The organism is Neisseria benedictiae (assembly GCF_958267435.1).
In the GTDB taxonomy this organism is placed as follows: Bacteria; Pseudomonadota; Gammaproteobacteria; order Burkholderiales; family Neisseriaceae; genus Neisseria; species Neisseria bergeri.
This window is the reverse complement of record NZ_CATQFV010000022.1, coordinates 41,536-65,036: the sequence shown is the minus strand read 5'-3', so window position 1 is coordinate 65,036 and position 23,501 is coordinate 41,536. Positions and strand designations below refer to the sequence as shown.

At 54.0% G+C, this 23,501-nt stretch carries 26 protein-coding genes and 1 pseudogene; 11 read left to right on the top strand and 16 right to left on the bottom strand.

Translation table 11 applies throughout. From position 1 onward, the window contains the following. Window positions 1-532 precede the first annotated feature (532 nt). The 3 genes from Q3O12_RS01640 to purF form a co-directional block, all read right to left on the bottom strand. Window positions 533-1,159 carry a phosphoribosylanthranilate isomerase gene (locus Q3O12_RS01640; RefSeq protein WP_301669018.1) on the bottom strand — a complete coding sequence of 209 codons (627 nt, stop codon included), beginning with the start codon at window positions 1,157-1,159 and terminating at the stop codon, window positions 533-535. Between the two features lie 58 nt (window positions 1,160-1,217). Further along, window positions 1,218-1,709 carry a transcription elongation factor GreB gene (greB, locus tag Q3O12_RS01635; protein ID WP_301669017.1) on the bottom strand — a complete coding sequence of 164 codons (492 nt, stop codon included), beginning with the start codon at window positions 1,707-1,709 and terminating at the stop codon, window positions 1,218-1,220. Window positions 1,710-1,808: 99 nt separating this feature from the next. Further along, a complete protein-coding gene (purF, locus tag Q3O12_RS01630; RefSeq protein ID WP_301669016.1) occupies window positions 1,809-3,353 on the bottom strand; it encodes an amidophosphoribosyltransferase in 1,545 nt (514 codons plus the stop codon). A gap of 61 nt (window positions 3,354-3,414) precedes the next feature. Here purF and Q3O12_RS01625 point away from each other — a divergent pair, with 61 nt between their 5' ends. Next, window positions 3,415-3,624, top strand: coding sequence for a hypothetical protein (locus Q3O12_RS01625; RefSeq protein WP_301669015.1), 210 nt, complete (start codon window positions 3,415-3,417; stop codon window positions 3,622-3,624). A 163-nt stretch (window positions 3,625-3,787) separates the two neighbouring features. Here the strand turns inward: Q3O12_RS01625 and Q3O12_RS01620 are convergent, their stop codons facing one another. The 9 genes and pseudogenes from Q3O12_RS01620 to rsmA form a co-directional block, all read right to left on the bottom strand. Then, window positions 3,788-4,285: a CvpA family protein gene (locus Q3O12_RS01620; RefSeq protein WP_301669014.1), complete on the bottom strand. Its 498-nt coding sequence runs from the start codon at window positions 4,283-4,285 to the stop codon at window positions 3,788-3,790. After that, complete coding sequence (ftsN, locus tag Q3O12_RS01615) at window positions 4,278-5,342, bottom strand: cell division protein FtsN (RefSeq protein ID WP_301669013.1); 1,065 nt, start codon at window positions 5,340-5,342, stop codon at window positions 4,278-4,280. Before ftsN ends, Q3O12_RS01620 begins: the two co-directional genes overlap by 8 nt. A gap of 12 nt (window positions 5,343-5,354) precedes the next feature. Beyond that, a complete protein-coding gene (gene folC, locus Q3O12_RS01610) occupies window positions 5,355-6,629 on the bottom strand; it encodes a bifunctional tetrahydrofolate synthase/dihydrofolate synthase (RefSeq protein WP_301669012.1) in 1,275 nt (424 codons plus the stop codon). Between the two features lie 30 nt (window positions 6,630-6,659). Continuing rightward, complete coding sequence (locus tag Q3O12_RS01605; protein ID WP_301669010.1) at window positions 6,660-7,100, bottom strand: protein YgfX; 441 nt, start codon at window positions 7,098-7,100, stop codon at window positions 6,660-6,662. 4 nt (window positions 7,101-7,104) lie between these two features. Beyond that, window positions 7,105-7,464, bottom strand: coding sequence for a hypothetical protein (locus Q3O12_RS01600; protein WP_301669009.1), 360 nt, complete (start codon window positions 7,462-7,464; stop codon window positions 7,105-7,107). A 72-nt stretch (window positions 7,465-7,536) separates the two neighbouring features. Next, window positions 7,537-8,265: an amino acid ABC transporter ATP-binding protein gene (locus tag Q3O12_RS01595; protein WP_002240396.1), complete on the bottom strand. Its 729-nt coding sequence runs from the start codon at window positions 8,263-8,265 to the stop codon at window positions 7,537-7,539. 41 nt (window positions 8,266-8,306) lie between these two features. Next, a complete protein-coding gene (locus tag Q3O12_RS01590; protein WP_301669007.1) occupies window positions 8,307-8,762 on the bottom strand; it encodes a hypothetical protein in 456 nt (151 codons plus the stop codon). Window positions 8,763-8,872: 110 nt separating this feature from the next. Then, window positions 8,873-9,118 (bottom strand): annotated as a pseudogene (locus Q3O12_RS01585) (GTP pyrophosphokinase); the annotation flags it as partial. Then, complete coding sequence (gene rsmA, locus Q3O12_RS01580; protein WP_301669005.1) at window positions 9,093-9,872, bottom strand: 16S rRNA (adenine(1518)-N(6)/adenine(1519)-N(6))-dimethyltransferase RsmA; 780 nt, start codon at window positions 9,870-9,872, stop codon at window positions 9,093-9,095. The gene rsmA and the pseudogene Q3O12_RS01585, both read right to left, overlap by 26 nt. 238 nt (window positions 9,873-10,110) lie before the next feature. Between rsmA and Q3O12_RS01575 the strand changes: the two genes are divergently transcribed. The 4 genes from Q3O12_RS01575 to Q3O12_RS01560 all read left to right on the top strand — a co-directional run bounded on the left by Q3O12_RS01575 (window position 10,111) and on the right by Q3O12_RS01560 (window position 15,293). Next, window positions 10,111-11,013: a DMT family transporter gene (locus tag Q3O12_RS01575; RefSeq protein ID WP_301669004.1), complete on the top strand. Its 903-nt coding sequence runs from the start codon at window positions 10,111-10,113 to the stop codon at window positions 11,011-11,013. Next, window positions 11,003-11,656, top strand: a complete 654-nt coding sequence (locus Q3O12_RS01570; RefSeq protein ID WP_301669003.1) for a DNA glycosylase — start codon at window positions 11,003-11,005, stop codon at window positions 11,654-11,656. Before Q3O12_RS01575 ends, Q3O12_RS01570 begins: the two co-directional genes overlap by 11 nt. A gap of 83 nt (window positions 11,657-11,739) precedes the next feature. After that, window positions 11,740-12,942 carry a tryptophan synthase subunit beta gene (gene trpB / locus Q3O12_RS01565; protein WP_301669002.1) on the top strand — a complete coding sequence of 401 codons (1,203 nt, stop codon included), beginning with the start codon at window positions 11,740-11,742 and terminating at the stop codon, window positions 12,940-12,942. A 131-nt stretch (window positions 12,943-13,073) separates the two neighbouring features. Then, window positions 13,074-15,293, top strand: a complete 2,220-nt coding sequence (locus tag Q3O12_RS01560) for a DNA internalization-related competence protein ComEC/Rec2 (RefSeq protein ID WP_301669001.1) — start codon at window positions 13,074-13,076, stop codon at window positions 15,291-15,293. A gap of 69 nt (window positions 15,294-15,362) precedes the next feature. Here the strand turns inward: Q3O12_RS01560 and Q3O12_RS01555 are convergent, their stop codons facing one another. Beyond that, complete coding sequence (locus tag Q3O12_RS01555; protein ID WP_301669000.1) at window positions 15,363-16,166, bottom strand: outer membrane protein assembly factor BamD; 804 nt, start codon at window positions 16,164-16,166, stop codon at window positions 15,363-15,365. Here Q3O12_RS01555 and rluD point away from each other — a divergent pair. Further along, window positions 16,165-17,289, top strand: a complete 1,125-nt coding sequence (gene rluD / locus Q3O12_RS01550; protein ID WP_301668999.1) for a 23S rRNA pseudouridine(1911/1915/1917) synthase RluD — start codon at window positions 16,165-16,167, stop codon at window positions 17,287-17,289. The two genes, Q3O12_RS01555 and rluD, sit on opposite strands and share 2 nt — an antisense overlap. Before the next feature lie 126 nt (window positions 17,290-17,415). Here the strand turns inward: rluD and Q3O12_RS01545 are convergent, their stop codons facing one another. After that, entirely contained in the window at window positions 17,416-18,390 is a 975-nt protein-coding gene (locus Q3O12_RS01545) for a bile acid:sodium symporter family protein (protein WP_301668998.1), read from the bottom strand. Window positions 18,391-18,493: 103 nt separating this feature from the next. Further along, window positions 18,494-18,631 (bottom strand): hypothetical protein, encoded by a 138-nt coding sequence (locus tag Q3O12_RS01540; RefSeq protein ID WP_199901167.1) that lies wholly within the window; start codon window positions 18,629-18,631, stop codon window positions 18,494-18,496. Window positions 18,632-18,992: 361 nt separating this feature from the next. On the opposite strand from Q3O12_RS01540, the gene pgeF reads away from it, so the two are divergent. From pgeF to Q3O12_RS01515, 5 genes are all read left to right on the top strand, one after another. Further along, window positions 18,993-19,772 carry a peptidoglycan editing factor PgeF gene (pgeF, locus tag Q3O12_RS01535; RefSeq protein WP_301668996.1) on the top strand — a complete coding sequence of 260 codons (780 nt, stop codon included), beginning with the start codon at window positions 18,993-18,995 and terminating at the stop codon, window positions 19,770-19,772. 51 nt (window positions 19,773-19,823) lie between these two features. Next, window positions 19,824-20,303, top strand: coding sequence for an LPS-assembly lipoprotein LptE (locus tag Q3O12_RS01530; protein WP_301668995.1), 480 nt, complete (start codon window positions 19,824-19,826; stop codon window positions 20,301-20,303). Between the two features lies 1 nt (window position 20,304). Then, window positions 20,305-21,303, top strand: coding sequence for a DNA polymerase III subunit delta (holA, locus tag Q3O12_RS01525; protein WP_301668994.1), 999 nt, complete (start codon window positions 20,305-20,307; stop codon window positions 21,301-21,303). Window positions 21,304-21,423: 120 nt separating this feature from the next. Further along, window positions 21,424-21,843 (top strand): hypothetical protein, encoded by a 420-nt coding sequence (locus tag Q3O12_RS01520; RefSeq protein WP_118997511.1) that lies wholly within the window; start codon window positions 21,424-21,426, stop codon window positions 21,841-21,843. Between the two features lie 28 nt (window positions 21,844-21,871). After that, on the top strand, window positions 21,872-22,387 hold the full coding sequence (locus Q3O12_RS01515) for an RDD family protein (protein WP_183503682.1): 516 nt from the start codon (window positions 21,872-21,874) through the stop codon (window positions 22,385-22,387). Between the two features lie 83 nt (window positions 22,388-22,470). Here Q3O12_RS01515 and Q3O12_RS01510 read toward each other — a convergent pair whose 3' ends face one another. After that, window positions 22,471-23,352, bottom strand: coding sequence for a YicC/YloC family endoribonuclease (locus Q3O12_RS01510; protein WP_301668993.1), 882 nt, complete (start codon window positions 23,350-23,352; stop codon window positions 22,471-22,473). Window positions 23,353-23,501: the final 149 nt, after the last annotated feature.

Below are 23,501 nucleotides of genomic sequence, written 5' to 3'. Positions count from 1 at the left end.
TGCGGAAACTTATCGGATAAAACGGTTTCTTGAGATTTTGCGTCCTGGATTCCCACTTTCGTGGGAATGACGCGATTAGAGTTTCAAAATTTATTCTAAATAGCTGAAGCTCAACGCACTGGATTCCCGTCTGCGCGGGAATGACGAAGTGGAAGTTACCCGAAACTTAAAACAAGCGAAACCGAATGAACCGGATTCCCGCCTGTGCGGGAATGACGAAGTGGAAGTTACCCGAAACTTAAAACAAGCGAAACCGAACGAGCCGGATTCCCGCTTGCGCGGGAATGACGGGATTAAGTTTTCAAAATTCATCAGAAATTACTGATTTAATAACATAAATTTTTTAGATTATAGTGGATTAACAAAAATCAGGACAAGGCGACGAAGCCGCAGACAGTACAAATAGTACGGAACCGATTCACTTGGTGCTTCAGCACCTTAGAGAATCGTTCTCTTTGAGCTAAGGCGAGGCAACGCCGTACTGGTTTTTGTTAATCCACTATAAGTCATTCCAGCGGCAATTTTTGTTGCTTTAACGGGATAGGCGGTTGGCGGTTGCGATAAAGGCGGCAACTTTGGCGGGGTCTTTTTTGCCTTTAGACGCTTCCACACCGCCGGATACGTCGACAGATTCAGCTCCGGTGATGCGGACGGCTTCGCCGACGTTTTCAGGGGTTAGCCCGCCGGCAAGCACCCACGGTTTGCCCGAATATTCCGCCAGCAGCGTCCAGTCGAAGCAGTGTCCGGTGCCGCCGTATTCCGAAGGATGGTAGGCATCGAACAGCAGTGCCTGAGCGTTGGGAAAACGGTGGGTGGCGTTTCGGATGTCTGATGCCGTCTGAACACGAATGGCCTTGATATAGGGGCGGTCGAACTGACGGCAGAATGCGTCGTCTTCGTCGCCGTGGAATTGGATAATGTGTATCGGTACTTCGGCAAGGATGCGGCGGATGTTTTGCGCGCTTTCGTTGACGAAGAGGGCGACAATGCTGACAAACGGCGGCAGTGCGGCGGTGATTTTTTTGGCGCGGGCAATATCGACGGCCCGGCTGCTGCCTTGGAAAAAGACCAGCCCGACGGCATCTGCACCTGCCGCTGCGGCGGCCGATGCGTCTTCCGGTGTGGTGATGCCGCAGATTTTGGTGCGGATTTTCCTCATTCGGTATTCCTTTATTTGGGAAACGGCGCGCTTGCACCGTTTCAGACGGCATTCTCGATCAGTCGATTTTGATGTATTCGACAGAAAGGATTTCAATTTCCTCACGCCCTTCCGGCGTGTTTAAAACCACTTCGTCGCCTTCGCGCGCTTTAATCAGGCAACGAGCCAGTGGCGAAATCCAAGAAATTTTGTTTTGCGCGGTATCGATTTCATCGATGCCGACAATTTTGACGGTTTGCTCGCGCCCGTTGCCGCGCAACAGCCCGACCGTCGCGCCGAAAAACACTTGGTCGGTCGCTTCGCGCAATTCGGGATCAACGACGACGGCAGCTTCCAAACGCTTGGTCAGGAAACGGATGCGGCGGTCGATTTCGCGCATACGGCGTTTGCCGTAAAGATAGTCGCCGTTTTCGCTGCGGTCGCCGTTGCCTGCCGCCCAGTTGACGATTTGGACGATTTCGGGGCGTTCTTTGTTGACCAGCCGGTAAAGTTCGTCTTTCAATGCCTGCCATCCGGCGGGCGTAATGTAGTTTTTGGTTTCGGTACTCATATTGCGTGCGGATGAAACGGGAAATGTGATGCCGATATGGGAAATGCCGTCTGAAAACCCAACGTTCGGATTTCAGACGGCATCGCGGTTTGGGAAGCCTTATTCTTCGTCGCCCGCATCGCTGATGCTGATGCTGTGTTCCATCCTGCTTGGGTGGATTTTCAGACCGCCGCAGCCGGATTTCTCGGCGGACAGGCGGTCGAGGTAGGCATCATCGATGTCGCCGGTTTGATAAATGCCGTTGAAACAGGACGAATCGAAGGATTCGATTTTCGGATTGAGTGCTTTGACGACGGCTTCCAAATCGTCCAAGTCTTGAAACACGATGCCGTCCGCGCCGATTTCGGCGGCAATTTTCGCCGCGCTGCGCCCGTTGGCAATCAACTCTTCGCGCGTGGGCATATCGATGCCGTACACATTGGGATAGCGCACTTCGGGCGCGGCGGAGGCGATATAGACTTTGCGCGCGCCCGCCGCGCGTACCATTTCGACGATTTCGCGGCTGGTCGTCCCGCGCACGATGGAGTCGTCCACCAGCAACACGTTTTTGCCTGCAAATTCGGTTTCCATCGGGCTGAGTTTTTGGCGCACGGATTTTTTGCGCGTTGCCTGACCGGGCATAATAAAGGTGCGGCCAATATAGCGGTTTTTAATCAAACCTTCGCGGTAAGGCTTTTTGAGGTGGACAGCAAGCTCCATCGCGCTGGGGCGGCTGGTGTCGGGGATGGGCATCACGACGTCGATGTCGTCCACGGGCAGCTCGCGTTTGATTTTTTCCGCCAAGGACACGCCCATATCCAAGCGCGACTGGTAAACGGACACGCCGTCAATCACGGAGTCGGGACGGGCAAAATAGACGTATTCAAAAAGGCAGGGGCTGAGTTTGGCCTTATCGCTGCATTGTCGGGCGATGATTGTGCCGTCAAAGCCGACAAATACCGCTTCGCCCGGCCGGATATCGCGTTCCAAATCGTAGGCAAGCGCGTTGAAGGCGACGGATTCGGAGGCGACTGCATAGGATTTCCTGCCTTCGTTGTCGGTTTGCGAACCCAATACCAGCGGGCGGATGCCGTAAGGGTCGCGGAAGGCGAGCATACCGTAGCCCGCAATCATGGCAACCACGCCGTATGCGCCGCGCACTAGGCGGTGGACTTCGGCAACGGCGTTGAAAATATTGTCGGCATTGAGCCGGTGCGGGTCGGCGTTTTTAGAGACTTCGCGGCGCAATTCGTGCGCGAATACGTTGAGCAAAACTTCGGAATCGGAGCTGGTGTTGACGTGGCGCAGGTGTTTGTTGCACACGTTTTCATACAGTTCGGCCGTGTTGGTGAGGTTGCCGTTATGCGCCAAAACGATGCCGAAAGGCGAGCTGACGTAGAAAGGCTGCGCCTCCGCGCTGCTGCCCGCGTTGCCTGCAGTAGGATAACGGACGTGGGCGATACCGGCGTTGCCGACCAAATCGCGCATATTGCGTGTACGGAAGACTTCGCGCACCATTCCTTTGCCTTTGTGCATATGGAAGGTGCCGCCTTCGGCCGTTACAATGCCCGCCGCATCCTGTCCCCTGTGCTGCAACATCTGCAAGCCGTCGTACAGAAGCTGGTTCACGGGTTCATGACTGACCAAACCTAATACGCCGCACATATCGTCTTCTCCGATTCGAGGTTTAAGGGTAAAACGGAATTATAAAGCAAACGGCGGTTTTTTGCCTGAATTGTTGACAATGCCCGATGGGGCAGGCAGGCGCGGTATGGCGGATAAAGCCGGGCCAGTTATGCGGGCGGCGTGTGCGACAGGGGAAATATTTCTCGCAAAAATGCCGTCTGAAGGCTTCAGACGGCATTTTTTACGCGGTTTCCGCCGCCGCGCGGGGCTTGAAGCGGAACACTTCCGCCGCCGTGTGAGCGTCGCCTAAACCGCCTGCTGCCGTCGGCACTACCCCTATCAGGACGGGCGGTACGCGGCGCACCGTGGGCATATTTTGGGCGGTTGCGTTTTTGATGTTTAAAACCCCGTTTTTGGCGATGCCTTCTGAAATTAGAATCGGCTTGATGCCGTCTGAAATATCCGTATGGCAATCAATCGTTTTCCGGAGTTTCCGCCGTGCCGCCGCTATGGTTCAACACGGCTTCGGAAAGCGATACGAAAAACGGCAGTGTGTAAGATTGCCGCCATTCTTCGGTATCGGGCAGGTCGGTTTTTGAAGCAAGCATGATCAGCAGGGTAACAATCAAAACGCCTTTCAATGCACCGAATACGCCGCCCAAAATGCGGTTGGCAAAGCCCAAACCGACCGCCGAAACTGCGCCGGTCAGCAGCGAACGGAGCATTTTCTGGATCAGACAGGCAATGACGAACAGGGAAATGAACGACAGAGCCAATGCAAACAGGCGAGGTTGGAACGATGCAAAGGCGATGTCGGCGAAGGGTGCGGCAAAGAGTTTGGCGAAAAAAAAGGAAACCACCCATGCCGCCATTGAGCCTGCCTCCGCAATCACGCCGCGCATCGTGGAAATGACGATGCAGGCGGCGATGACGGCGGAGACGAGGAGGTCGGCAATGGGGAGGCTATTCATTCGTTACCTGACCGGCGATACCGTGCACGCGCAATTTGTTCAAATCGCGTTCGGCATCCCTTGCGTTTTTATAGTTGCTTGATTTGACGCGGTAAACTTTGCCGTTGTCGGTCATGATTTCAGTAATGGTCGAGTCGATACCGGCTGCCTTCATTTTGCGCTGGAGGCTCAAGGCGCGTTCTTTTTCGGCATAACCTGCCTGAATGGCGGCTTTTTTGCCTGATTTTTCGGATTTTTCTTTTTCGGCGGTTTTGGTCTTGTCCGCCTTGTCGGTTTTTTGCGCCGTTTCGTGTTTTTTGCCGTCCGAACTGTCTTTTTCAGCCGGTTTTTTGCTTTCTGCCTTATCGGATTTTTTCGGTTCTTTTACCGCCTTGTCGGATTTGGCCGTATCCGGTTTGGTTTTTTCGGCGGCAGTTTTCGGTTTGTCGGCAACTTTTTCGGCGGTTTTGGTTTCTTTGGCTTTGGGCTTGGCTTCGGCAGTGCGTTCCGCTTTTTGCGGTTTTGTTTCGGCAGTGCGTTTCGGTTTTTCAACCGCTGCCGTATCCGTACTGTCGGCAGTTGCCGGCACTTTTTCGGCCGCGCCTTGTTTTGCCTCCGCCTGTGCGGTTGCGGCGGTTTCTTCTGGTTGCGGTTTTGCGGCAGCTTCTTGCTGTTGCGGTTTTGCGGATGCCTCCAAACCTTTTATATTGCTGTCGTCGAGCCGGTTGTTGATGATGACCAGTGGTGCGCCGATGTCTTCGGGTTCGCTGATTCCGCCGTCGTCGGCGGGTTTGCCCCCGCCTGCCGCGTCCTGCGGTTTGCCGGCGGCGGTTTCCCCGTTTCCGGCGGCGGATTTCAAAGCCGGGGCTTGTGCCGCGTTTGCCGTTTGGTTTTCCGTTGCGCCGGTTTCGCCGGCCTGCGGGGCAGGGTTGCTGTCGGCGGGATCGGAGCTGAGGGCGGCCGCCAGCAGGATGCAGGAGGCGGCAACCAGGCAGCTTGCCGTTACGAGACGGCGGCGGTTGCGCCGTTTGAGTTGTTCGTAACCGCTCAGGACTTCGTTTTGTTTGTTTTCGGACATGGAAGATTCCTTTTAAAGTACCGACATGACATCGGCAACGGTATGAAATGAGCCGAATACGACGATTCTATCGTTTTCGCCCGCTTTTGAGGCTGCCGCCCAGTATGCTTCGCGGACGGTGGCAAATGTCTGTATGTTTTCGATGCTGTGTTCGTGCAGTTTGTTTTGCAGGCCATCGAGCGTCATGCCGCGCGGCACGTCCAAAGGCGCGATATACCATTCGTCAAACTGGTCTTTAACGATTTCCAACACGCCGTCTATGTCTTTGTCGGACAACATGCTGAATACGGCGGTGCGTTTTTGTGCAAACGCCAAATTAATCAGGCTGCGGCGCAGGGCGCGGGCAGCGTGGGGATTGTGTCCGACATCCAACACGGTCAGCGGCCGGCCGGGCAGGACTTGGAAGCGTCCGGGGTTTTCAACCAGCAGCAATCCGCGCTTGATGGCGCCAATGTCCACCGGCAATTTTTCGTTCAAACATTCCAACACGGTCAGCGCGCAGGCGGCATTGGAAAGTTGGTATGCGCCGCGCAATGCGGGGAACGGCAGGGAATTGCGGTTACGCGTGGGGTCGTCTGAATGTTTCGGATGGAAGCGGTAGTTCCATTGGATGTTTTCCAATGAGGAGAAATCGAAATCGCGCTGCACCATCAGCAGTTTCGCGCCTATGGCTTCGGCGTGTGCGACCAATGATTCGGGCGCGGGGTTTTGACCGCAGATTGCGGGCTTGCCGCTGCGGAACACGCCTGCCTTTTCAAAGCCGACCTGCTCGACCGTATCGCCCAAAAATGCCTGATGGTCCAAATCTACACTAGTAACCACCGCGCAATCGCCGTCAAACGCGTTGACCGCGTCCAAGCGTCCGCCCAAGCCGACTTCCAATATCATCACGTCAACCTGTTCGCGTATGAAGATGTCGACAGCCGCCAAGGCATTGAATTCAAAATAGGTCAGCGATATTTCGCCGCATGCGGTTTCGATGCGTTCGAAGGAAGCGGTGATTGTGTCGTCTGAAACTGGCTCGGCGTTGACAGCGATGCGTTCGTTGTAACGCAATAAATGCGGGCTGGTCAGCGTACCGGTTTTGTAGCCCGCCTGTTTGTAAATCTGTGTCAGGTAGGCGCAGACCGAACCTTTGCCGTTTGTTCCCGCGACGACGACGACGGGGCATTGCGGTGTCAGGTTCATGCGCTTTTTCACTTCGCCTACGCGCTCCAAACCCATGTCGATCAAACCGCCGCTGTGGGCGGTTTCCAAATGCGAGAGCCAGTCTTGTAGTGTTTTCATGAGTGTTTCGTTTTCAAGTGCCGTCTGAAATCAGTCTGATGTATCGGTTTCGGCGGTTTTTTTCGGCTGCCGCCAAAGTACCCAGACTTTCAGCTTGTGGTAGGATTCTTTGTCCGTCATGTCGGGCATGATGCATTGGCTGACGGTTTTGCCACCGGTGTCCCATTGTAAGAATAAGGCATAAGGCGTAACCATACTGCTGCCCGCAAGTGTTGCCGCTGTTTTGTCTTTGCCGGATACGATTTCCGCCCGTCCGTCGCGGTCTATGGTAATGGCGGTTATGGCATGGCGGTTTTTCAGGTTCGTTATCCTGAGCGAGTATGCGTAACTTGCCGCCAAAGCCGCCAAACCGAACCACATCATCCAGCCGTAAAACCAAGTCAGGCAGACGGCAATGGAAGCCGAGTGGAGTGATACGGTCAGGATGTTCAGGATGCGGGACGGCCTCAATGCCGTCTGAAAGGCGCGCATGGCGTTACATCATATTGTCGAACACGGGCGTGATGTTCAAATCCGCTTCTTCCATATCCAAAACCATATCGTGGATTTCGATGTCGAAAAATTCCCAAAACGCCTTCAGCCCCATATCTTGCGGCCATTTATCCTTATCGATGTCCCAGTCGGCGAGTTCGGCTTCAAAAATCTGCCGGTAGCGTTCGTCGAAGTAGGAAACGACGGCTTCCGGTTCGTCGAACTGCGGAACGAGGAAGACGGAACAGTTGGCACGAAGCTGCTCTATGGTTAGGTCGGGCATATTTTCATCGGTGCTTTTGAGCCATTCCAAAAAGCGGACGGTCGGCTTGAGGACGACGGCGGTGCGGTCAACAAAATACATGGTTTTCTTTCTCAATCATCTTGCGGTGTCGGGCTATGCCGTCTGAACGTCCGGTTTTCAGACGGCATAGCATCAATGGGTCATGACCTGTTGCAGGAATTGTTTGGCGCGTTCGTGTTTTGGGTTGGTAAAAAACGCTTCGGGCGTTTCGTCTTCGAGGATTTGCCCTTTATCGACAAAAAGCACCCGGTCGGCAACTTCGCGGGCAAAACCCATTTCGTGGGTTACGCACATCATGGTCATGCCGCTTTCTGCCAAGTCTTTCATGACTTTTAATACCTCGCCGACCATTTCGGGGTCGAGTGCGGAGGTCGGTTCGTCAAACAGCATCACGCGCGGTTCCATCGCCAACCCGCGCGCAATCGCCACGCGTTGCTGCTGGCCGCCGGAAAGTTGGGACGGGAAGGCGTCTTTTTTGTGTGCCAGTCCGACGCGTTCCAAAAGTTCCATCGCTTTTTTCTCCGCCTGTTCCGCATTTTGACCTTTAACCTTCATCGGTGCGAGGGTGATGTTTTCCAATACGGTCAGGTGGGGGTAGAGGTTGAAGCCTTGGAATACGAAGCCGACTTCTTCGCGGATTTTGTTCAAATCTGTTTTGGGGTCGGCAACGTTGACACCGTCCACCCAAATCTCGCCGCTTTCGATGCTTTCAAGCTGGTTGACGGTGCGGATGAGTGTGGATTTGCCGCTGCCCGAAGGCCCGCAGACGACGACCACTTCGCCTTTTTTGATTTCCAAGTTCACGCCGTTGATGACGTGCAGGTCTTTGAAATGTTTGTGTACGTTTTTGAATTTGATCATAGTGTCCATTCTTTTCAGGCAGTCTGAATCTGTCTGACTGATTAAGGGTAAAACTTATTCAAATCGGCAACCAATTTGGTTAACTCTTCTTGATTCGGCTTATTCATGCTCCGGTAAACTTTGACGTAGCCTTTGTCGTTTTTCATATTCACGACATAGATGACGAAACGTGTGCCGTTGAATCCTTTTTCTGCATCGCAGGTGTAGTACGTCACACCCCCGCTTTCCGCTTTTTTCAGTACGCAGTCGTTTTTGCGGTAGCCTTGCTCCTTCGCTATCCAATCCCGCTCAAATGAAGCCCTGTACGCGTCCGGCACGCGGACTTGGTCGACCAATAAATCATGATCGGGATTTTGGGAATAACCGTAATGGAAAATGGCATTTGAACCGTTTAATTGCGCCTCCAGCATTTGATAACGCCGGTTTTGGAAAAACGCATCGTTCGGGTTCATGCAGGCAGTTAAAAGAAAAGTCAGGAGTGCGGCTGTGTATTTCATGGTTTATTCCTTCAGGCAGTTAAAAGAAAAGTCAGGAGTGCGGCTGTGTATTTTATGGTTTATTTTCTTATAAACAGTTATAAACGGTTTCAATGCGGCTTGCCAGTAATTCAACGCACAAAATTCCGTTTGTACATCATATGGTTTTCAATATTGGCTTTGGCATCTTTTTCATCCCAAACCTGCAATTCCCACGGATAGTAGAAATTGCTGCTGTTTTTGAAATAAATGTGTATGCCGATATAGCCGCCCGCATCGCGCAAATACCAGTTTTTCAAGCCGTATTCTGTTTTCCAGCCGTCAAGTTTTTTCAAAATTCCGACAACTGTTTCAGACGGCCTTGCCTGCCAAATAATTGCTCAACGCCACGTATTTTTCCGGCGCGATATGTTCGGCGCGGTCTTGCGGATTGATGCCGACTGCCTGCAAATCATCGTCGCCTGCAAGCTCTTTCAGATTGTTGCGTATGGTTTTGCGGCGTTGGTGGAAGGCGAGTTTCACGAGTTTGGCGAAATGCTCGAAATTGTCCGCTTTGCCGATGCGGTGTTTCACCGGAATCATACGCACCACTGCTGAATCCACTTTCGGCGCAGGGTCGAACGATTCGGGCGGCACGTCAATCAGCATTTCCATATCGAAAAAATATTGCAGCATCACGCCCAAGCGGCCGTAGTCGTTGCTTTTCGGCGCGGCAACCATACGCTCGACCACTTCTTTTTGCAGCATAAAGTGCATATCGACGACATCGTCCGCCACCTCCGCCAGCTTGAACAAAAGCGGCGTGGAAATATTGTACGGCAGGTTGCCGACGATTTTCTTTTTGCCTGCGATGCCGTTGAAATCAAACTGCAATACATCGCCTTCGTGAATCACCAGTTTATCCGCAAACGGCAGCGTTTTCAGACGGCATACGATGTCGCGGTCGATTTCGACAACGTGCAGGCAGTTCAGTTTTTTCGCCAAAGGTTCGGTAATCGCCGCCAAACCCGGACCGATTTCAATCACGACATCATCCGCCTGTGGGTGCACGGCGTTGACGATATCGCTGATGATCCGCGTGTCCTGCAAAAAATTCTGCCCGAAACGCTTGCGGGCTTTGTGTTCTTTCATCGGGTTTCCTTGACCGGTGCAACCGGTTTTGAGGATACGGGCCGGATTTTTGGGAAGGTGTCCCTTCTGTTTCGAGGGAATCCGGCAAGCCGTATGGACATCTTGTTCGGCATTTAAATGTGAATATGTTTACAATATCGGTTTGATGTGGACATTGTAACCGAAAACGGCGGGGCTTGATAATGCTGTTTTGTTCGGTCTTATCCGTCGGTTTGGTATTTTTACGGTTGGATACTGTATGAGGACTTATCTGATTCATGTGAAGCTCTTGGGTATGGCGGTATTATGGGGTGCGTCTTGGCCTATGGGCAGGATATTGGGGCAGTCTCTGCCGCCGTTGACGGGCGGGGCGGTCAGGTTTCTGCTGGCTTCGGTTTTGTTGTCGGGTTGGTTGTTTGCGCGCAGCAGGTTTGCGGCTTTGTCGGTTTTGTCGTCGCGGCAATGGCTGGGTTTGGCGGTTGCCGCTTTGTTCGGCGTGTGCGGGTATGCCGTATTCTTCATGTTGGGCCTGCAGCAGATGCCAGCCGGCAAAGCCGCGGTCGTCATGAGCGTGAACCCGGTGTTGACGCTGCTGTTGGCGGTGTGGTTGTTCGGGGAATATTTGAATATGAAAATCCTGACGGGTATGTTGCTGACCGTCGGCGGTGCGGTCACTGCGGTTACGCAGGGTAATCCGGCAGAGGTGCTGGCGGACGGGTTGAAGCCCGGGGAATGGCTGATTTTCGGATGCGTGGTTTGCTGGTCAGCTTATACGTTGATAGGGCGCAAGGTTTTGCGCGGGATTGATGCGCTGACGGTTGCCGCGGTTACGTCGATGTCCGGTGCGCTGATGTTGTCCGCCGTGGCATGGTTTGCGGAAGGTTTGCCGCTTGGGGCGGTAGCAGTCATGGATGGGCGCGGCTGGCTTGCATTGCTGTGGTTGGCGGTCGGTGCGACTGTTTTGGCGTATGCGTGGTATTTTGAAGGCGTGAAAGTATTGGGGGCGGGCGGTGCGTCTGTTTATGTAACATTGGTACCGATTTTCGGTATGTTGTGTTCGGTCTGGTTTTTGGGGGAGCCGCTGCATATTTCTTTGGCGGCGGGTTGTGCGGCGGCAGCCGGCGGCATGATTTTGATACATTTGGGACAAAATGCCGCCTGAAGCGGGCGGCCGGGTATATGGGGTGAAAATGGAAAATAATGCGGTCGGGTTGGAAATTGAAAGTTATCCGTTCGATCCCGTTTTGCCGAACGGGGCATCGGTCATGATGATGGGGACGTTTCCGCCCAAGGAAGACAAACGCGCGATGCAGTTTCATTATCCGAATTTCCAAAACGATATGTGGCGCGTTTACGGACTGGTGTTTTTTAACGATGCGGCGCATTTCCAGATGCCGTCTGAAAAAGCATTCGACGGATGCAGGATAAGGGATTTCCTGAACAGGGCGGGGATAGCGTCCTGTCCGACCGTGTTGAAGGCGGTAAGGGAACACGGCAATGCGTCCGACAAGTTTTTAAAAGTAGTCGAAACCGTCGATTTGGCGGCGGTGTTGGCAAAAATACCCCGGTGCCGCCATATTTGTACGACGGGCGGCAAGGCGACGGAAATCCTGCTCGATATTCAGGGCGGCGGCATCAAAATGCCAAAAACGGGCGAAACCGTGCCGTTTCCGTTTGCCGGACGGGATTTGACCCTGACCCGCCTGCCTTCGACTTCGCGTGCTTATCCTTTGAGTTTGGCGAAAAAGGCGGCGGCGTATCGGGCGTTTTTCGAAATGGCGGGTTTGTGTGAAAAACAGTTATAATTGCCGACAATTTCCCGTTCAGACGGCATGTTTGCAAAAATGGAGAGGCCGTCTGAAAATTTGAAGCACAAGAAAGAAATCCGATGAAAAACTACCAAGCGCCCGACGAGAAGGGCTTTTTCGGCGAACACGGCGGACTTTATGTTTCCGAAACCCTGATTCCGGCTTTGCAAGAATTGGCAGAAGCCTATAAAGCAGCGAAAGAAGATCCTTCATTTTGGGAAGCGTTCCGCCATGATTTGAAACATTATGTCGGCAGGCCCAGCCCCGTTTACCACGCCGCGCGATTGTCCGAGCATCTGGGCGGCGCACAAATCTGGCTGAAGCGTGAAGATTTGAATCACACCGGCGCGCACAAAGTCAACAACACCATCGGTCAGGCATTGCTCGCCCGCCGCATGGGCAAAAAACGTGTCATCGCCGAAACCGGCGCGGGTCAGCACGGCGTGGCGAGTGCCACCGTTGCCGCACGCTTCGGTATGACTTGCGACGTGTACATGGGTGCGGACGACATCCAACGCCAAATGCCTAACGTGTTCCGCATGAAATTGTTGGGCGCGAACGTGGTCGGTGTAGAAAGCGGCAGCCGCACGCTGAAAGACGCGATGAACGAAGCGATGCGCGAATGGGTCGCCCGCGTGGATGACACGTTCTACATCATCGGTACCGCCGCCGGTCCCGCACCGTATCCCGAAATGGTGCGCGATTTCCAATGCGTGATTGGCAACGAAGCCAAAGAACAAATGTTGGAAGCCATCGGTCGCCAACCTGATGTTGCCGTTGCCTGCGTGGGCGGCGGCTCGAACGCCATCGGTTTGTTCTACCCCTATATCGAAGAAGAAAACGTGCGCCTCGTCGGCGTGGAGGCCGGCGGTTTGGGCGTGGATACCCCCGATCATGCCGCGCCGATTACTTCGGGCGCACCGATTGGCGTACTGCACGGCTTCCGCAGCTATCTGATGCAGGACGAAAACGGTCAGGTTTTGGGTACGCACTCCGTTTCCGCAGGCTTGGATTACCCAGGCATCGGCCCGGAACACAGCCACCTGCACGACATCAAGCGCGTCGAATACACCGTTGCCAAAGACGAAGAAGCACTCGAAGCCTTTGATTTGTTGTGCAAATACGAGGGCATTATCCCCGCGCTCGAATCCAGCCATGCCGTTGCTTGGGCGGTGAAAAACGCGCCGAAAATGGGCAAAGACCAAGTGATTTTGGTCAACCTCTCAGGTCGTGGCGACAAAGACATCAACACCGTGGCGAAGCTCAAAGGGATTAAACTGTAACCTCGTCCGTCTGATAAAAATGCCGTCTGAAGCCTGAGTTCAGACGGCATTTTTACGAACTTTCCTTTATGACGGTTTTTTGGATTTGCTTTATTATCCGTTTATTTTTGAAATATAGGGAGTGGGGAGACGTGTTCCGTCGTTGGTTTTTGCCGTGTTGGGTTGTCGGCGTGGCGGCTTCGTTTGCGCTGCCGGTCGTGCCGCATTGGCTGTTTTGGCTGGCGGCTTTTGCGGTTTTGGCTGTGCTTGCAAGGCGTTTTGCGTTTGCCGGTCTGATGCTGTGCGTGTTGGCGGGTGCTGCCTACGGTGTGTTCAGGACGGAGGCGGCATTGTCTTCCCAATGGCGGGCAGAAACCGTTTCAGGCGTGCCGTTGACGGTGGAAGTGGCGGATATGCCGAGGTCGGACGGGCGGCGCGTGCAGTTTGCGGCAAAGGCTGTGGACAGCGGTGGTCGGACGTTCGATTTGCTGCTGTCGGATTACAAACGACGCGAATGGGCGGTCGGGAGCAGGTGGCGGATAACGGCACGTGTGCACCCCGTCGTCGGGGAGTTGAACCTGCGCGGTTTGAACCGTGAGGCGTGGGCATTATCCAACGGGATAGGCGGCGTGGGGGCGGTCGGTGCAGACAGGGTTTTGCTGGATGACGGAAGCGGTTGGGGGATTGCGGTTTGGCGCAGCCGCATCAGCCGTAATTGGCAGCAAGCGGATGCGGACGGCGGGCTTTCAGACGGCATCGGGCTGATGCGCGCGTTGAGCGTGGGCGAACAGTCGGCATTGCGCCCCGAATTGTGGCAGGCGTTCCGGCCGTTGGGGCTGACGCATCTGGTCAGTATTTCGGGTTTGCACGTTACGATGGTGGCTGTGTTGTTTGCGTGGCTGGCGAAGCGGCTGCTTGCCTGTTCCCCGCGCCTTCCTGCCTGGCCGCGCGTGTGGGTTTTGGCGGCGGGGTGTGCAGGCGCGCTGTTTTACGCGCTGCTTGCCGGTTTTTCCGTGCCGACGCAGCGCAGTGTTTTGATGTTGGCGGCGTTTGCGTGGGCGTGGCGCAGGGGAAGACTGTCGGCGTGGGCGACGTGGTGGCAGGCGTTGGGGGCGGTACTGCTGTTCGACCCGTTGGCGGTCTTGGGTGTCGGTACCTGGCTGTCTTTCGGTTTGGTGGCGGCTCTGATATGGGCGTGTGCAGGGCGTTTGCATGAGGGGAAACGGCAAACTGCTTTGCGCGGGCAGTGGGCGGCTTCGGTGTTGTCGTTGGTTTTGCTCGGTTATCTGTTTGCCTCGCTGCCTTTAATCAGCCCTTTGGTCAATGCGGCGGCGATTCCGTGGTTTTCTTGGGTATTGACGCCGCTGGCGTTGCTGGGTTCGGTCGTGCCGTTTGCGCCTTTGCAACAGTTGGGGGCATTTTTGGCGGAATACACTTTACGGTTTTTGGTGTGGCTTGCCGATGTGTCACCGGAGTTTGCCGTTGCCGCCGCACCTTTGCCGCTGCTGGTGTTGGCGGTGTGTGCCGCTTTGCTGTTGTTGCTGCCGCGCGGCTTGGGTTTGCGTCCGTGGGCGGTGTTGCTGTTGGCAGGGTTTGTGTTTTACCGTCCGCCCGGCGTGCCGGAAAATGAGGCTGCGGTTACGGTTTGGGATGCGGGGCAGGGCTTGTCGGTGTCGGTTCAGACGGCAAATCATCATCTTTTGTTTGACACCGGAACTGCATCGGCGGCACAGACGGGGATTGTGCCGAGTTTGAATGCGGCGGGTGTCCGCCGTTTGGACAAGCTGGTTCTGTCGCATCACGACAGCGACCACGACGGCGGTTTTCAGGCAGTCGGCAAGATACCGAACGGCGGGATTTATGCCGGACAGCCGGAATTTTATGAGGGGGCGCGGCATTGTGCGGAACAGCGTTGGCAATGGGACGGCGTAGATTTCGAGTTTTTGAGGCCGTCTGAACGCAAAAACATCGATGATAATGGGAAAAGTTGTGTTTTGCGTGTTGTGGCTGGTGGTGCGGCACTGCTGGTAACGGGCGATTTGGATACGAAGGGAGAGGAAAGCCTGGTCGGCAAGTATGGAGGCAACCTGTACAGCCAGGTGTTGGTGTTGGGGCATCACGGCAGCAATTCATCATCTTCAGGCGTGTTCCTGAATACGGTTGCACCCGAATATGCCGTTGCTTCAAGCGGTTATGCCAACGCCTACAAACATCCGACCCAAGCGGTGCAGAATCGTGTCCGCGCACACGGCATCAAACTGCTGCGTACCGATTTGTCGGGCGCACTGGTATTTGGTTTGAGTCAAGATGGTGTGAAGGCCCAACGTTTGAGAGGGTATAAATTCTATTGGCAGAAAAAACCGTTTGAGTGAACGAAAAGGCTTGCGCCGGAACGGAAAATGCCGTCTGAAAGGGCTTCAGACGGCATTACGAAGATGAGCTTAATGCCAGTAACGCCACCAGGGCATATCGTCGGGCTGCCAAGCGTGCGTCAAAAACGGGCTTTTTGGAAAGTTGGCTTCCAAAACGCGGTGTGTGTCGGCGGCAAGCTGGGGCTTGTCCAACTTCTTGTAGGCAAGTTCCAATATGGCCAGTGATTCTTCGACATAGCGTGTATTTTGATAGCTGCCGATGATTTTTTGGGCGCGGTTGGCGGCGGCGATATATGCGCCGCGTTTCATGTAGTAACGCGCTACCGACATTTCATTGCCGCCCAAAGCATCGACCAGTTTGATCATGCGTGCGGTCGCATCGGCGGCGTATTTGCTGTTGGGGAAGCGTTGGACGAGTTCCGCAAAGGCCTGATACGCTTCGCGGTTGGCTTTCGGGTCGCGGTCGGACCAGTCTTGCGAGGCCAGTTTGTTCAAGAAGGACTGGTCTTCGTTGAACAGCACCAAGCCGCGCAGGTACAGCGCGTAGTCCATATTCGGGTGTTGAGGGTGAAGTCGGCGGAAGCGGTCAATGGCGGCCAGTGCCTTATCCTTCTCATCATCTTTATAGTAGGCGTATGCGGTATCCAGTTGCGACTGCCGGGCATGTCGGCTGGTGGGGAAGCGCGATTCCAAGATTTCGTATAACTTGACAGCCCGCGTATAATTGCTACTGTTCAATTCGTCCTGGGCTTCGGCATAGAGTTTTTCCACACTCCAGTCTTGGGTAATCTGGGCATCTTTATCGACCGTACCTTTGGTGGCACAGGCACTCAGTGCCAAACCTAATGAAACCGTTAAAAGAATTTTTTTCATGCAGAATACTTCCTTTGATAATGAATCCGATTATAGCGACGATTCAGACTTTGCGTCAGCTTCCGAAACTGAAAACCGTATCGGTCTGACCGTTCCGCTCGAGCTTGCCGGCGGGCGGCTGGATGCGGTGTTGGCGAAACTTTTGCCCGACTACTCGCGCAGCCGCCTGACATCATGGATTAAAGAAGGCGCGGTTATTGTAAACGATAAACCTTCGCAACCCAAAGACAAAATGATAGGCGGCGAGCAAATTTGTGTAACCGTCCGTCCGAGTGAGGAGAATCTGGCATTCATGCCGGAGCCTATGGCTTTGGATATTGTTTACGAAGACGATACCGTCATTGTTGTCAACAAACCGGCCGGACTGGTGGTGCATCCGGCGGCGGGCAACTGGACGGGGACGCTGCTCAACGGCCTCTTGGCGCATTGCCCCGAATTGAGCCAAGTACCGCGCGCGGGCATCGTCCACCGCCTCGACAAGGAAACCAGCGGGCTGATGGTGGTTGCCAAAACCCTGCCCGCGCAAAATTCCCTTGTGCAACAGCTTCAGGAGCGCACGGTCAAACGCATCTACCGTGCCGTCGCCAACGGCATCGTCCCCTTCGACGGCAAAATTGAAACCCAAATCGGACGCGATCCGCACAACCGCCTGAAAATGGCGGTCGTCAAATTTGGCGGCAAGCCTGCCGTAACCCACGTCAAAGTGTTGGAACGCTATCTGGCGCACAGCTATATCGAGTGTTCGCTCGAAACGGGCAGGACGCACCAAATCCGCGTGCATATGCGCGAAGCCAACCATCCGCTTGCTGCTGACCCGATTTACGGCAACCTGCGCCACCCGTGCAGCGAACCGGTGAAAGAAGCCGTTAAAAGTCTGGGCGCGCGTCAGGCATTGCACGCCTACCGCTTGAGTTTCGTCCATCCGGAAAGCGGCGAAACCGTTTCGTTTGAAGCACCGATTCCGGACGACATATATCATTTGTTGTCCGTTCTCCGTCTTGAAGCCGGTTTGGATTCGTCTTTGAGCAATGAAGAGGAATGGCAGGACAAACTCGGCGCGAACGACGATGATGATTGGAACGAAGACGACTACGATGTCGAAGTGGTTTATGTAAGGGAGTGAGGCGGCTTGAAAGGCGGGGCGAACGCAGGCAGCCGAATCGGAGCAGCCGGACAATCGTCCCTGCCGATTTCAAACAAAGGCCGTCTGAAGGGGTCGGGCAGAAACCGCCGGTTTCGTTTGCCCCGTTCAGACGGCATTATGATGAAAGGCGTTTAGGGTTTTTTTATGTTTACCGGCTTTAGCTGCCCAATAAGTTGCCAGCAGCGAACCGGAGATATTGTGCCACACGCTGAACAATGCGCCCGGAACGGCAACGACCGGCGCGGCGGCAAAGTGTGCGGCGGCAAGCGCGGCGGCCAGACCCGAGTTTTGCATACCGACTTCGATGGCCAGCGTTTTTTGTGCATCATAAGGCAGGCCGGTCCATTTGGCGGCAAAGAAGCCGAGCAGGTAGCCGATGCCGTTGTGGAGTACGACAACCGCAAAAATCAGCAGGCCACTTTCCATAATCTTGCCTTTGCTTGCCCCGACTACCGCGCCGATAATCAGCACGATGGCGGCAACGGAAACCAGCGGTAGTGCATCGGTCAGCTTTTCGGTTTTACTGCCCAAAACCTTATGGACAATCAAACCCAAAACAATGGGGAGCAAAACCATTTTGACGATGGACATCAACATACCGGCTGCTTGGATTTCCAGCATTTCACCGGCAAGCATCAGGAAGATGGCGGGAGTCAGCAATGGGGAAATCAGGGTGGAAACAGACGTAACGGCAACCGATAAAGCCACATTGCCACGCGCCAGATAGGTCATCACATTGGAAGCCGTACCGCCCGGGCAGCAGCCGACCAAAATCACGCCGACCGCGATTTCGGCAGGCAGGTCCAACAGTTTGGACAGCAGCCAGGCGGTTGCCGGCATAATGGCGAATTGTGCGATTACGCCGATGATGACGGCTTTGGGATGTTTGAACAAAATATCGAAGTCGGAAGGTTTGAGCGTCAAACCCATACCGAACATAATAATGCCCAACAGCCAAGGAATATAAGGCCCCGCCCATTTGAAGGTGTCGGGCGCGAAAAAAGCGGCGGCGGCAAAGAGCGCGGCCCAGAGGGGAAATGTTTTTCCGATAAAGTTGCTGATTTTACTGAGGATATTCATAATAATGCGTTGTGTATTTGTTTTTAAGGGAAGGCAAGCATACACGCCTTAACCTTAATTTGCAAAATGACCACGCCTAAACAATGCCGTCTGAAAGTGGAGATTAGTTTTCAGACGGCATCGCCCGAGAGGTGTCGGAAACGGACTGCATCCGGTTGAAACCCGTCTGTTTATAGCGATAGAATCTAATCGGAGGGTAGTCTCGTTCGGGCAACACGCAGTGCGGTGCTTGATGTGCCATCCCCTGTTGAAACATATAGTGGATTAACAAAAATCAGGACAAGGCGACGAAGCCGTAGACAGTACAAATAGTACGGAACCGATTCACTTGGTGCTTCAGCACCTTAGAGAATCGTTCTCTTTGAGCTAAGGCGAGGCAACGCCGTACTGGTTTTTGTTAATCCACTATATAAAGCTCGGAGAAGGTATATAAGGGCATCATTCCCGCGCCTGCAAGAATCCGAATCCGAACGTTTGAACAATTGAAAGCAATCCTGAATCTCCGAATTCCCGCCTGTGCGGGAATGACGAAAAAACAAGCATCCATTTGCCTCGAAGGTAGTTAATCAACCCTTTCCGCCACACACCTATTCCAATATCCAATGAAAACCATCACAGAAACCCTAAATCTTGCCCCGAAAGGCAAAAACTTCCTGACCGCCGATTGGCCCGCGCCCGCCAATGTGAAAACCCTGATTACCACGCGCAACGGCGGCGTGAGCCAAGGTGCGTATCAGAGTTTGAACCTCGGTACGCACGTCGGCGACAATCCCGAAGCCGTGCGCCGCAACCGCGAAATCGTGCAACAGCAGGTCGGCTTGCCCGTTGCCTACCTCAATCAAATCCACAGCACCATTGTCGTCAACGCTGCCGAAGCGTTGGGCGGCACACCCGATGCGGACGCTTCCGTGGACGACACGGGCAAAGTTGCCTGTGCTGTCATGACTGCCGACTGCCTGCCTGTTTTGTTTTGCGACAGGGCAGGTACGGCGGTTGCCGCTGCACACGCGGGCTGGCGCGGTTTGGCGGGCGGCGTATTGCAAAACACCATTGCCGCGATGAAGGTTCCGCCCGTCGAAATTATGGCGTATCTCGGCCCCGCCATCAGTGCGGATGCGTTTGAAGTCGGACAGGATGTGTTTGATGCGTTCTGCACGCCCATGCCCGAAGCCGCCACCGCATTTGAAGGCATAGGCGGCGGCAAATTCCTTGCCGACCTTTACGCGCTCGCCCGCCTGATTCTGAAGCGCGAAGGCGTGGGCGGCGTGTACGGCGGCACGCATTGTACGGTTTTGGAACGGGACACTTTCTTTTCCTACCGCCGCGACGGAGCGACAGGGCGTATGGCGAGCCTGATTTGGATGGACGGCAATGCCGTCTGAACACGCCGCTGATATAATCTACCGATTTTGTGCTTTTGAGAAAGGCAAGCCATGAACAAACTGTTTCTTACTGCCGCAGTGCTGATGCTGGGCGCGTGCGGTTTCCACCTGAAAGGTGCAGACGGCATTTCTCCGCCGCTGACCTACCGGAGCTGGCACATCGAAGGCAGACAGGCATTGCAGTTTCCTTTGGAAACCGCGCTGTATCAGGCTTCGGGCAGGGTGGACGATGCTGTCGGCGCGCAGATGACCCTGCGTATAGACAGCGTTTCCCAAAACAAGGAAACCTATACCATTACCCGTGCGGCAGTCATCAACGAATATCTTTTGATATTGACGGTTGAAGCGCAGGTATTGAAACGCGGCGAGCCAGTCGGCAAACCGATGACCGTGTCCGTCCGCCGCGTTCTTGCTTATGCGGACAACGAAATTTTAGGCAAACAGGAAGAAGAAGAAACCCTGTGGGCGGAAATGCGGCAGGATGCCGCTGAACAGATTGTCCGCCGCCTGACCTTTCTGAAGGCGGAATGACGTGGTGGCACATATCGGACGCATCGACACGGACACGCCTTTGAAATCTCTGTACGTCATCCACGGCGAGGAAGAACTGTTGCGTATCGAGGCATTGGACGCATTGAGGGCGGCGGCAAAGGAACAGGGCTACCTCAACCGCGAAGCCTATACCGCCGACGCGTCTTTCGATTGGAAAGAACTGCTGCAAACCGCAGGCAGTGCGGGTCTGTTTGCCGATTTGAAGCTGTTGGAACTGCATATCCCTAACGGCAAGCCCGGCAAAACCGGCGGCGAGGCGTTGCAGGATTTTGCCGCCCACCTGCCGGAAGATACGGTAACGCTGGTTTTACTGCCTAAACTGGAGAAAACCCAGCTCCAGTCCAAATGGTTTGCAGCATTGGCGGCAAAGGGGGAAGTGTGGGAAGCCAAACCGGTCGGCGCGGCGGCCTTGCCCCAATGGATACGCGGACGGCTGGACAAAATCGGTTTGGGTATCGAGGCAGACGCATTGGCACTGTTCGCCGAGCGCGTGGAAGGCAATCTGTTGGCGGCGCGTCAGGAAATCGACAAGCTCGGGCTGCTGTATCCGAAAGGGCATACCCTCACTATCGATGAAGCGCAAACCGCCGTCGCCAATGTTGCCCGCTTCGACGTGTTCCAACTGGCAGGCGCGTGGATGAAGGGTGATGTGCCGCGCGTATGCAGGTTGTTGGACGGATTGCAGGAGGAAGGCGAAGAACCGGTGCTGTTGCTGTGGGCGGTAGCCGAAGACATCAGGACGCTGATCCGTCTGGCTGCTTCCTTGAAACAGGGGCAGAGCATCCAATCCGTACGCAACAGTCTCAGGCTTTGGGGTGAAAAGCAGACGCTCGCACCGCTTGCGGTCAAGCGGATTTCCGTCGTCCGCCTGCTTGACGCGCTCAAAACCTGTGCCAAAATCGACAGGATTATCAAAGGTGCGGAAGAGGGCGATTCATGGGCGGCGTTCAGACAACTCGTCATTTCACTGGCAGAATAAAGCGGCAATCCCTAAAATCCGAAAATACTGTAAAATACCGTTAATCCTGAAAAGTATTCACCAATCCGTCCGAAAACATTTCAGACGGCACGACCACCTCAATAAAGGAACATCAACCCTATGGACAATAAGACCAAACTGCGCTTGGGCGGTCTGATTTTACTGACTACCGCCGTTTTAAGCCTCATTATCGTATTGATTGTCGATTCCTGGCCGCTTGCCATCCTGCTTGCCGCCATCATCGTCGCTGCCGCCGCGGGCGGTTTTGTTTGGACCAGCCGCCGTCAGCAGCGTCTGTTTGTCGAACGTCTGAAAAAATTCGATATCGATCCGGAAAAAGGCAAAGTCAATGAGGCCAACCTGCGCCGTATGTATCATAGCGGCGGACAATACCAGAAGGATGTCGTTACTTTAATCTGCCTGTCACAAAAATGTTCGGTTGACGAGGCGCATGCCATGTTCAAAAAACGTCCGTCCCGTCAGGAAATCAACCAAATGGCGGCAAAACAGTCGCGCGGTCAGAAACGTCCGCACCGTTAATCGTCCGAGGCATATTCCGACTGAAAAGATGATGATACTGAAAACCGCCCCGCTCAAACGCCGCTTTGCCGCCATGCTGTATGAGATGCTGCTGGTCGGTGCGGCAACCTGTCTGGCGGCATTGCTTGCCGGCATTGCCGCCATTTTCCTCAATCCCGTCTCCGCCGCGCTTTCGGCATTGGTTACGAGCATCCTGATTGTCAGTTCGTGGTGGCTTTATTTCCGTGCCAACTGGCACGGGCAGGGACAGACCTTGGCGATGAGGACATGGAGGATAGGCTTATGCGATGTTAACGGTATGCAGCCGTCTCTACACTTGCTCCGCCTGCGTTTTATTTGGGCATGCATATTTATCGTATTCATCCCTATGTTAGCCTATGCCGGATTACGCCACCTGCTCGGTATTTCACCCAAGGATGCATTCGGTGCGGCATTGATTTGGCTGATTTTACCGTGGGGGTTCGCACTGCTGAATCCCGATCGGCAGTTTCTGTATGATTTTCTTGCAGGAACAAGATTGGTGGAGGTCAAAGGAAAGCCTTAAGCCTTTATACCGCAAAGGTTTCAAACTGAAAAAATGCCGTCTGAAAGGGCTTTCAGACGGCATTTGGTTATCGGGGAAACCGATTATTCGATATTTTGCACTTGTTCCCGCATCTGCTCGATTAAGACTTTCAGTTCGACAGAGGCTCGGGTGCATTCGGCAGCAATAGATTTGCTGCCCAAGGTGTTGGCCTCACGGTTTAATTCCTGCATCAGGAAATCCAAGCGTTTTCCGCTGCTGCCTTTGTGTTCGGTAACGATGCGGCGTACTTCGTCGATATGCGTGCGCAGGCGGCTGAATTCTTCGTCGATGTCGGATTTTTGAATAAAGAGGGCAAATTCCTGTTGCAGCCTGTCATTATTGATGTCGCCGACTGCTTCGACGAGGCGCAAGCGGATTTTTTCTTTATGTGTTTCCAACAGGGTAGGAAAGAGTTCGCTTAATGCATCTATGATTTCTTCCATGCTTTGAAGGCGTTGTAACAGGTGCTCGCCTAATTTCTTACCTTCCCGCTTGCGTGCGGCAGTAAAGTCTTTTAACGCTTTTTCGGTCAGTTCGGTAATGCTTTTTGCCAATTCTTCCGTATTTTCCCTTTGGCTTGCCAATACGCCGGGAAAACGTAAAATATCGGCAACCCCCAATTTTGCCAGATCATGATGTTTACGGAGGGTTTGGTTGATTTCTGCAAGTTGTCCGACCAAGTCGTGATTCAGTTCCAAAGATTGGTTTCTGTTTTCCGTATCTTGAATTTGGATTTTGCATTCAACTTTGCCGCGCGCGATATGGGATGAAATTTTCTCGCGGATACCGCTTTCCAAATGGCGCAAATCATCCGGCATCCTGATTTGAATATCTAGAAAACGGTGGTTGACCGCACGCAGGTCGAGATTGATGCGTTTGCTGCCGCATTCTTCTGCCGTATTGGCAAATCCGGTCATACTGTGGATGTGGATGGTTTTGCTCATTTTCTCCTCCGAAGTCCGTTAAAATATAATCAATATATCACATCTGTATGGGACTAAGTGCTTCAGGATGTAAAAATTAAAGATTTGGCGCGCTATATGGGCACCATGAGCTCTTGTCACTGCAAGAAAGGGATGTGTATCAGGCAAAA

Coding starts and splice junctions, on each gene's coding strand:
- Q3O12_RS01545 (WP_301668998.1), bottom strand. CDS start 18,390: ATGAATATCCTCAGTAAAATCAGCAACTTTATCGGAAAAACATTTCCC.
- Q3O12_RS01515 (WP_183503682.1), top strand. CDS start 21,872: ATGATGATACTGAAAACCGCCCCGCTCAAACGCCGCTTTGCCGCCATG.
- rsmA (WP_301669005.1), bottom strand. CDS start 9,872: ATGAAAGAACACAAAGCCCGCAAGCGTTTCGGGCAGAATTTTTTGCAG.
- Q3O12_RS01600 (WP_301669009.1), bottom strand. CDS start 7,464: ATGTATTTTGTTGACCGCACCGCCGTCGTCCTCAAGCCGACCGTCCGC.
- Q3O12_RS01520 (WP_118997511.1), top strand. CDS start 21,424: ATGGACAATAAGACCAAACTGCGCTTGGGCGGTCTGATTTTACTGACT.
- Q3O12_RS01570 (WP_301669003.1), top strand. CDS start 11,003: ATGCCGCCTGAAGCGGGCGGCCGGGTATATGGGGTGAAAATGGAAAAT.
- Q3O12_RS01605 (WP_301669010.1), bottom strand. CDS start 7,100: ATGCGCGCCTTTCAGACGGCATTGAGGCCGTCCCGCATCCTGAACATC.
- greB (WP_301669017.1), bottom strand. CDS start 1,709: ATGAGTACCGAAACCAAAAACTACATTACGCCCGCCGGATGGCAGGCA.
- Q3O12_RS01575 (WP_301669004.1), top strand. CDS start 10,111: ATGAGGACTTATCTGATTCATGTGAAGCTCTTGGGTATGGCGGTATTA.
- Q3O12_RS01595 (WP_002240396.1), bottom strand. CDS start 8,265: ATGATCAAATTCAAAAACGTACACAAACATTTCAAAGACCTGCACGTC.
- Q3O12_RS01555 (WP_301669000.1), bottom strand. CDS start 16,166: ATGAAAAAAATTCTTTTAACGGTTTCATTAGGTTTGGCACTGAGTGCC.
- Q3O12_RS01620 (WP_301669014.1), bottom strand. CDS start 4,285: ATGAATAGCCTCCCCATTGCCGACCTCCTCGTCTCCGCCGTCATCGCC.
- Q3O12_RS01510 (WP_301668993.1), bottom strand. CDS start 23,352: ATGAGCAAAACCATCCACATCCACAGTATGACCGGATTTGCCAATACG.
- trpB (WP_301669002.1), top strand. CDS start 11,740: ATGAAAAACTACCAAGCGCCCGACGAGAAGGGCTTTTTCGGCGAACAC.
- pgeF (WP_301668996.1), top strand. CDS start 18,993: ATGAAAACCATCACAGAAACCCTAAATCTTGCCCCGAAAGGCAAAAAC.
- Q3O12_RS01640 (WP_301669018.1), bottom strand. CDS start 1,159: ATGAGGAAAATCCGCACCAAAATCTGCGGCATCACCACACCGGAAGAC.
- rluD (WP_301668999.1), top strand. CDS start 16,165: ATGCAGAATACTTCCTTTGATAATGAATCCGATTATAGCGACGATTCA.
- Q3O12_RS01530 (WP_301668995.1), top strand. CDS start 19,824: ATGAACAAACTGTTTCTTACTGCCGCAGTGCTGATGCTGGGCGCGTGC.
- Q3O12_RS01590 (WP_301669007.1), bottom strand. CDS start 8,762: ATGAAATACACAGCCGCACTCCTGACTTTTCTTTTAACTGCCTGCATG.
- ftsN (WP_301669013.1), bottom strand. CDS start 5,342: ATGTCCGAAAACAAACAAAACGAAGTCCTGAGCGGTTACGAACAACTC.
- Q3O12_RS01540 (WP_199901167.1), bottom strand. CDS start 18,631: ATGGCACATCAAGCACCGCACTGCGTGTTGCCCGAACGAGACTACCCT.
- folC (WP_301669012.1), bottom strand. CDS start 6,629: ATGAAAACACTACAAGACTGGCTCTCGCATTTGGAAACCGCCCACAGC.
- purF (WP_301669016.1), bottom strand. CDS start 3,353: ATGTGCGGCGTATTAGGTTTGGTCAGTCATGAACCCGTGAACCAGCTT.